Annotated in this window: 5 protein-coding genes and 2 pseudogenes; 5 read left to right on the forward strand and 2 right to left on the reverse strand. The window is 67.9% G+C overall.

What is annotated here, in order from left to right:
* A pseudogene (locus A5695_RS06605) lies at positions 1-320 on the reverse strand (hypothetical protein); the annotation flags it as partial.
* Complete coding sequence (locus A5695_RS06610) at positions 320-1,456, reverse strand: phosphotransferase family protein (protein ID WP_068079326.1); 1,137 nt, start codon at positions 1,454-1,456, stop codon at positions 320-322. The pseudogene A5695_RS06605 and the gene A5695_RS06610, both read right to left, overlap by 1 nt.
* 87 nt (positions 1,457-1,543) lie before the next feature.
* Between A5695_RS06610 and A5695_RS06615 the strand changes: the two genes are divergently transcribed.
* From A5695_RS06615 to A5695_RS06635, 5 genes and pseudogenes are all read left to right on the forward strand, one after another.
* A complete protein-coding gene (locus A5695_RS06615) occupies positions 1,544-2,146 on the forward strand; it encodes a TetR/AcrR family transcriptional regulator (RefSeq protein WP_068079327.1) in 603 nt (200 codons plus the stop codon).
* 72 nt (positions 2,147-2,218) lie between these two features.
* Entirely contained in the window at positions 2,219-3,166 is a 948-nt protein-coding gene (locus A5695_RS06620) for a DUF4129 domain-containing protein (protein ID WP_068079328.1), read from the forward strand.
* On the forward strand, positions 3,163-3,645 hold the full coding sequence (locus A5695_RS06625) for a hypothetical protein (RefSeq protein ID WP_068079329.1): 483 nt from the start codon (positions 3,163-3,165) through the stop codon (positions 3,643-3,645). Before A5695_RS06620 ends, A5695_RS06625 begins: the two co-directional genes overlap by 4 nt.
* Complete coding sequence (locus tag A5695_RS06630) at positions 3,642-4,616, forward strand: MoxR family ATPase (RefSeq protein WP_068079330.1); 975 nt, start codon at positions 3,642-3,644, stop codon at positions 4,614-4,616. The genes A5695_RS06625 and A5695_RS06630 overlap by 4 nt, the downstream gene beginning before the upstream one ends.
* Positions 4,617-4,623: 7 nt before the next feature.
* Positions 4,624-4,909 (forward strand): annotated as a pseudogene (locus A5695_RS06635) (DUF58 domain-containing protein); the annotation flags it as partial.

Consider the following 4,909-nt stretch of genomic DNA (forward strand, 5'->3'; position numbering starts at 1 on the left):
TCGTGCAGGACCAGCCGCAGTTTGTGCAGTGGCTCGATCACTTCGATTTGGTAGCCGTTGACGTTCGGGTTCAGGCGATCCTGATCGATGGCGTCACACAGATGCACAGCGGTTTGGGTATCGCCGCGCCTCACCAGGAAGAACGCGTCCTTGACGCCGAGGTTGGGGTAGTAGCCGATGCCGCTGATCACGAAGATGTCCCCGGTGCGGTCGTGGGCGTTGAAGTAGGAGCGGTCGTAGAAGTTGCGGTCCGAAGAACCCGGCCACGCGATGGGCTGCGGGATCTGATGTACCGGGAACTCGTCGAGCGGTCCGAGCATTAGTGGTCCTCTCCGATAAGACGGCGCATGAGCCCGGCGTGGTAGAACAGCGACTCGACATCGTCGGGTTTCTCGGTTTCGCCGAAGTGCACCCGGCGCGCGCCGGTGCGCATGAACACGCAGGCCCACATGACGCCCGAGTAGACGTAGAACCAGCGCAGGTCGCCGACTTCCACGCCGGTCAGGCGCTGGTAGGTGGCGCGGACGTCGTCCTCGCGCATCACCTCCGGCAGGCCGGGCAGCCCGGCCAGGCCGCTCAGTTCTTGAAACACCATGTGCGCGTAGATCATCCACGCCACGTCGAGCTCGCGCGGCCCGAGTGTGACCATCTCCCAGTCCAACACAGCCACCGGGGAGAAGTCGCGGTACAACACGTTGCCCACCCGCGCGTCACCCCAAAGCAGCACCGGCTCGCGCGCGTCCGGTTCGGCCGGCCAATTGTTCTCCAGCCAGGCGAAGGTCCGCTCCAGTAGCGGTGAGCGGCCGACGTCGGGCACCGCGAAGTCGTACCAGGACCGCACCCAATCGAAGTGCCGACGCAGTGCGGTGTCGTCGTCTTGCCCGTGGGGCAGGAAGCCAAAAGTGTTCTGGGCGTTCGGGATTGAGTGCAGTTTCGCCAACACCCCGACGGTCGCGTCCTGCAGTTCGCGCTGGCGTTCGGCGGGGGCGTCGGCGAACCAGTTGTTGCCAAACGTGTAGGGCATGACGTCGGGCGGCACCACACCGTCGACGTAGTCCATCACGAAGAAGGGTGTGCCCAGCACATCGCCGGTGGGCTCGAGCCAGCGCACCGGCGGGACCGGTACGTCGGTGAGTTCGCCGACCTTGCGGATCACCTCGAATTGGTGGTCAAGCCGATAGGTGGGGAAGACTCGCACGTCTTCGGGGGCGGGAGCGACCCGGGTCACCAGCTTCTGCTCGATCCGCGCGCCGTGCTGCTGCCAGCGCGCGGTCAAAATGATGGTCTCCGACGACATGCCCGTCGAGTCGACGCCGCTTTCGACGGTGACCTGCGGGCTCGCGCCGGCGGGCAGCACGGTCGACAACCATTTCGACATCACCGCGGGCAACGTCGTCACGTCTCGGCTGGAGCGCTGAAGTCGGTCGACCTTGTCGAGCACGGGTTCGTTGGCCACGGGTGGCCTCCATTCTTTGCAACTTCATTCTCTTTGAGATTCTCGTTGAGACTTCGGCGCGGCAATTACGATACGGTAGGTAGCGTTATGAAAGCAGACCCGTCCACCATTGACAAGGCCCCCGGCGCAGGCCGCCCGCGGGACCCGCGTATCGACTCGGCGATCCTATCGGCCACCGCGGAACTGCTTGTCCAAATGGGCTATTCAAACCTGAGCCTGGCGGCGGTCGCCGAGCGGGCGGGGACCACGAAATCCGCGCTGTACCGGCGGTGGTCGAGCAAGGCGGAATTGGTGCACGAGGCGGCATTCCCGGTGGCGCCGACCGCTCTCGAGGCGCCGGCCGGGGACATCGCCGCCGACATCCGCATGATGATCGAGGCCACCCGCGACGTCTTCACCACCCCGGTCGTCCGCGCCGCCCTGCCGGGGCTGGTGGCCGACATGACGGCCGATCCCGCGCTGAACGCCCGGGTGATGTCCCGCTTCACGGGCCTGTTCGCGACTGTGCGGGTGCGGCTGAGTGACGCCGTCGACCGCGGCGAAGCCCATCCCGACGTGGACCCGGACCGGTTAATCGAGCTGATCGGGGGGGCGACCATGCTGCGCATGCTGCTACGCCCGGAGGACGAGCTCGACGATGCGTGGGTGGAGCAGACGACCGCCATCGTGGTGCACGGTGTGACGCGATGAACCGTGGACTGTAGATAACCCCTGCCTGACGTGCCAGGATGAGGCATAGCCAACCGGTCGAGTGGTGTGCCAATGCCTGGTGTGGACAAGGCCACGGGGCGGGTCGTCGCCCTGATCGTGCTGCTGCTCGTCGTCTCGGCCGCCCTCCGCGGTTATCTGCCAGCCTCCCATCGCGGGCCGCGGGACGAATCCGCGAGCAGCGGTGCGGCGCTGATATTCGTGGTGGCGATCCTCGGGGCGGCACTCACGCTGGTGGCGATCGCGGTCATCGCGCGGTTGCGGGACCCGCGCGCGGCGGCCCCGCAGGCCGGCCAGCTGTCGGAGCTGCTTGGCACCGGCAGGGACCGGCCCAGCTGGCGTGTCGTGCTCATCGGGCTGGCGGTCCTCGCCGCCTGGCTGTCGATCATGCTGGTCGGGTCCCGCCTGTTGCCCGTCCACGGCGCCGGCCAGACACCGCCCGCGCCGGCGAGCGGCGCTGCGTCCGCCGAGCCCGCCAACGCCGCTGCGCCGCGGCGGACACACCCGCCGAATGCGGACATGTTCGGCATCCTGCTCGCCGCGACCGTTCCGACGGTGTTGATCATCGCCACCGGGACGGTCGTCATGTCGCGGCGCCGTGGGCGCGCGGCGGCCCCGGCCACCGTCGCCGACAACTTTGCGGAAGCCCCGGCGCCGCCGACCCGTTCGGGATCGCTGGCGCGCGCAGCCGAACGCGGGCTCGCCGAGATGACCGACCTCAGCCGTGAACCGCGCGAGGCGATCATCGCCTGTTACGCGGCGATGGAGCGCGAGCTCGCCAATGTGCCCGGCGCCGCCCCGCAGGACTTCGACACCCCGACCGAGGTGTTGGCCCGGGCGGTCGAGCACCATGCGCTGCGCGCTGACAACGCCGTGCAATTGGTGAGCCTGTTCGCCGAGGCGCGTTTCAGCCCGCACGTCATGAACGAGGGCCACCGCGACGTGGCGGTGCGCGTTCTGAAGTTGGTGCTCGATGAACTGAGATCCCGGAGTCCCGCATGAAAAAGACTCTGGCCCTTGGCGTCTGCCTGGTCGTCGGGATCGAGCTGCTGGCGCTGATACAGGACGATCGACGGTTGGTATTGGCCGCCTCCGGTGGCGCGCTGTCGCTGGTGCTGCTCACCGTGCGTCGCGTGCTGGGCAGCGGAATGGCGTTCGAGGGCGAAACCGAGCCCGACGACCTCGGCGATTCGTTGCGCCGCTGGCTGTCCAACACCGAGACCACGATCCGATGGTCGGAATCGACCCGGGTGGACTGGGACCGGCACCTGCGTCCGATGCTCGCGCGCAGGTACGAGATGGCTACGGGCGAACGGCGATCCAAAGACCCCTTGGCGTATCAGGCGAGCGGTCAGATGCTCTTCGGGACCGAGCTCTGGGAATGGGTCAATCCGAACAACGTCGCTCCGACCGGCGACCGGCGGCCCGGCCCCGGCCGCGCGGCGCTGGAAGAGATTCTGCGAAAGTTGGAACAGGTATGACGCTGCCGGCGGCAACAACGACGGCCCACTGCGAGGCGGTCCTCGATGAGATCGAGCGTGTGGTGGTGGGGAAGCGTTCCGCGCTCACGCTCATCCTCACCGCGGTGCTCGCGCGAGGCCACGTTCTGATCGAGGATCTGCCCGGCCTGGGCAAGACGCTGATCGCCAGGTCATTCGCCGCCGCGCTGGGTCTGCAATTCACCCGCGTGCAGTTCACCCCGGACCTGCTGCCAGCGGACCTGCTCGGCTCGACCATCTACGACATGCAATCGGGCCGCTTCGCCTTCCGGTCCGGACCCATCTTCACCAACCTGCTGCTCGCCGACGAGATCAACCGCACGCCACCCAAGACGCAGGCGGCGCTGCTGGAGGCGATGGCCGAGGGCCAGGTGAGCATCGACGGCGAAACGCACCAGCTGCCAAAGCCGTTCATCGTGCTCGCGACCGACAACCCGATCGAGTACGAGGGCACCTATCCGCTGCCCGAAGCGCAGCTCGACCGGTTCGCGATCCGCCTGGAACTGCGGTACCTCTCCGAGCGCGACGAGACCGCGATGCTGCGCCGCCGCCTCGACCGCGGCTCGAACGAGCCGACCGTGAACCAGGTCGTGGATGCGCACGACCTGCTCGCGATGCGCGAATCGGTCGAGCAGGTGACCGTGCACGAAGACGTGCTGCACTACGTCGTGTCGCTGGCCAACGCCACGCGGCATCATCCGCAGGTGGCGGTGGGCGCCAGCCCGCGCGCCGAACTCGACCTTGTTCAACTCGCCCGAGCCCGTGCGCTTTTGCTCGGCCGCGACTATGTGATCCCCGAAGATGTCAAGGCGCTCGCCATCCCGTCGGTCGCGCATCGAATCACCCTGCGCCCGGAGATGTGGGTGCGAAAGATTCAGGGCGCCGATGTCGTCGGCGAGTTGCTACGCCGCCTGCCGGTGCCGCGGACCGGCGGCCAGGGCGGCTCCGGATGAGCGCGCCGTGACCACTCGCGAGGTCGAATTCCGGTGGCGTGCATCAGCGTTGACGCGGGCGATCGCGACGTGCGGGGGGTTGGCGCTGGCGGCCGCGGTGATCGGCGCGCGGTGGCAGCTGATCGCGTTCGCGGCGCCGCTGCTGGGGGTGCTGTGCTCCATCAGCTGGCAACATCCCGTGCCGACGGTCCGCGTGCACGGCGACCCCGATTCGCAGCGATGCTTCGAAGGCGACCGGGCGCGACTGCGCATTAGGGCGACGGAGGATGGCGAGGCAACGGAAGCCTCCGCGG

The organism is Mycobacterium sp. E1747 (genome assembly GCF_001667775.1).
In the GTDB taxonomy this organism is placed as follows: Bacteria; Actinomycetota; Actinomycetes; order Mycobacteriales; family Mycobacteriaceae; genus Mycobacterium.

Excerpts from the sequence above, each read along its gene's own strand:
- A5695_RS06615 (WP_068079327.1), top strand. The coding sequence starts at position 1,544 with ATGAAAGCAGACCCGTCCACCATTGACAAGGCCCCCGGCGCAGGCCGC.
- A5695_RS06620 (WP_068079328.1), top strand. The coding sequence starts at position 2,219 with ATGCCTGGTGTGGACAAGGCCACGGGGCGGGTCGTCGCCCTGATCGTG.
- A5695_RS06625 (WP_068079329.1), top strand. The coding sequence starts at position 3,163 with ATGAAAAAGACTCTGGCCCTTGGCGTCTGCCTGGTCGTCGGGATCGAG.
- A5695_RS06630 (WP_068079330.1), top strand. The coding sequence starts at position 3,642 with ATGACGCTGCCGGCGGCAACAACGACGGCCCACTGCGAGGCGGTCCTC.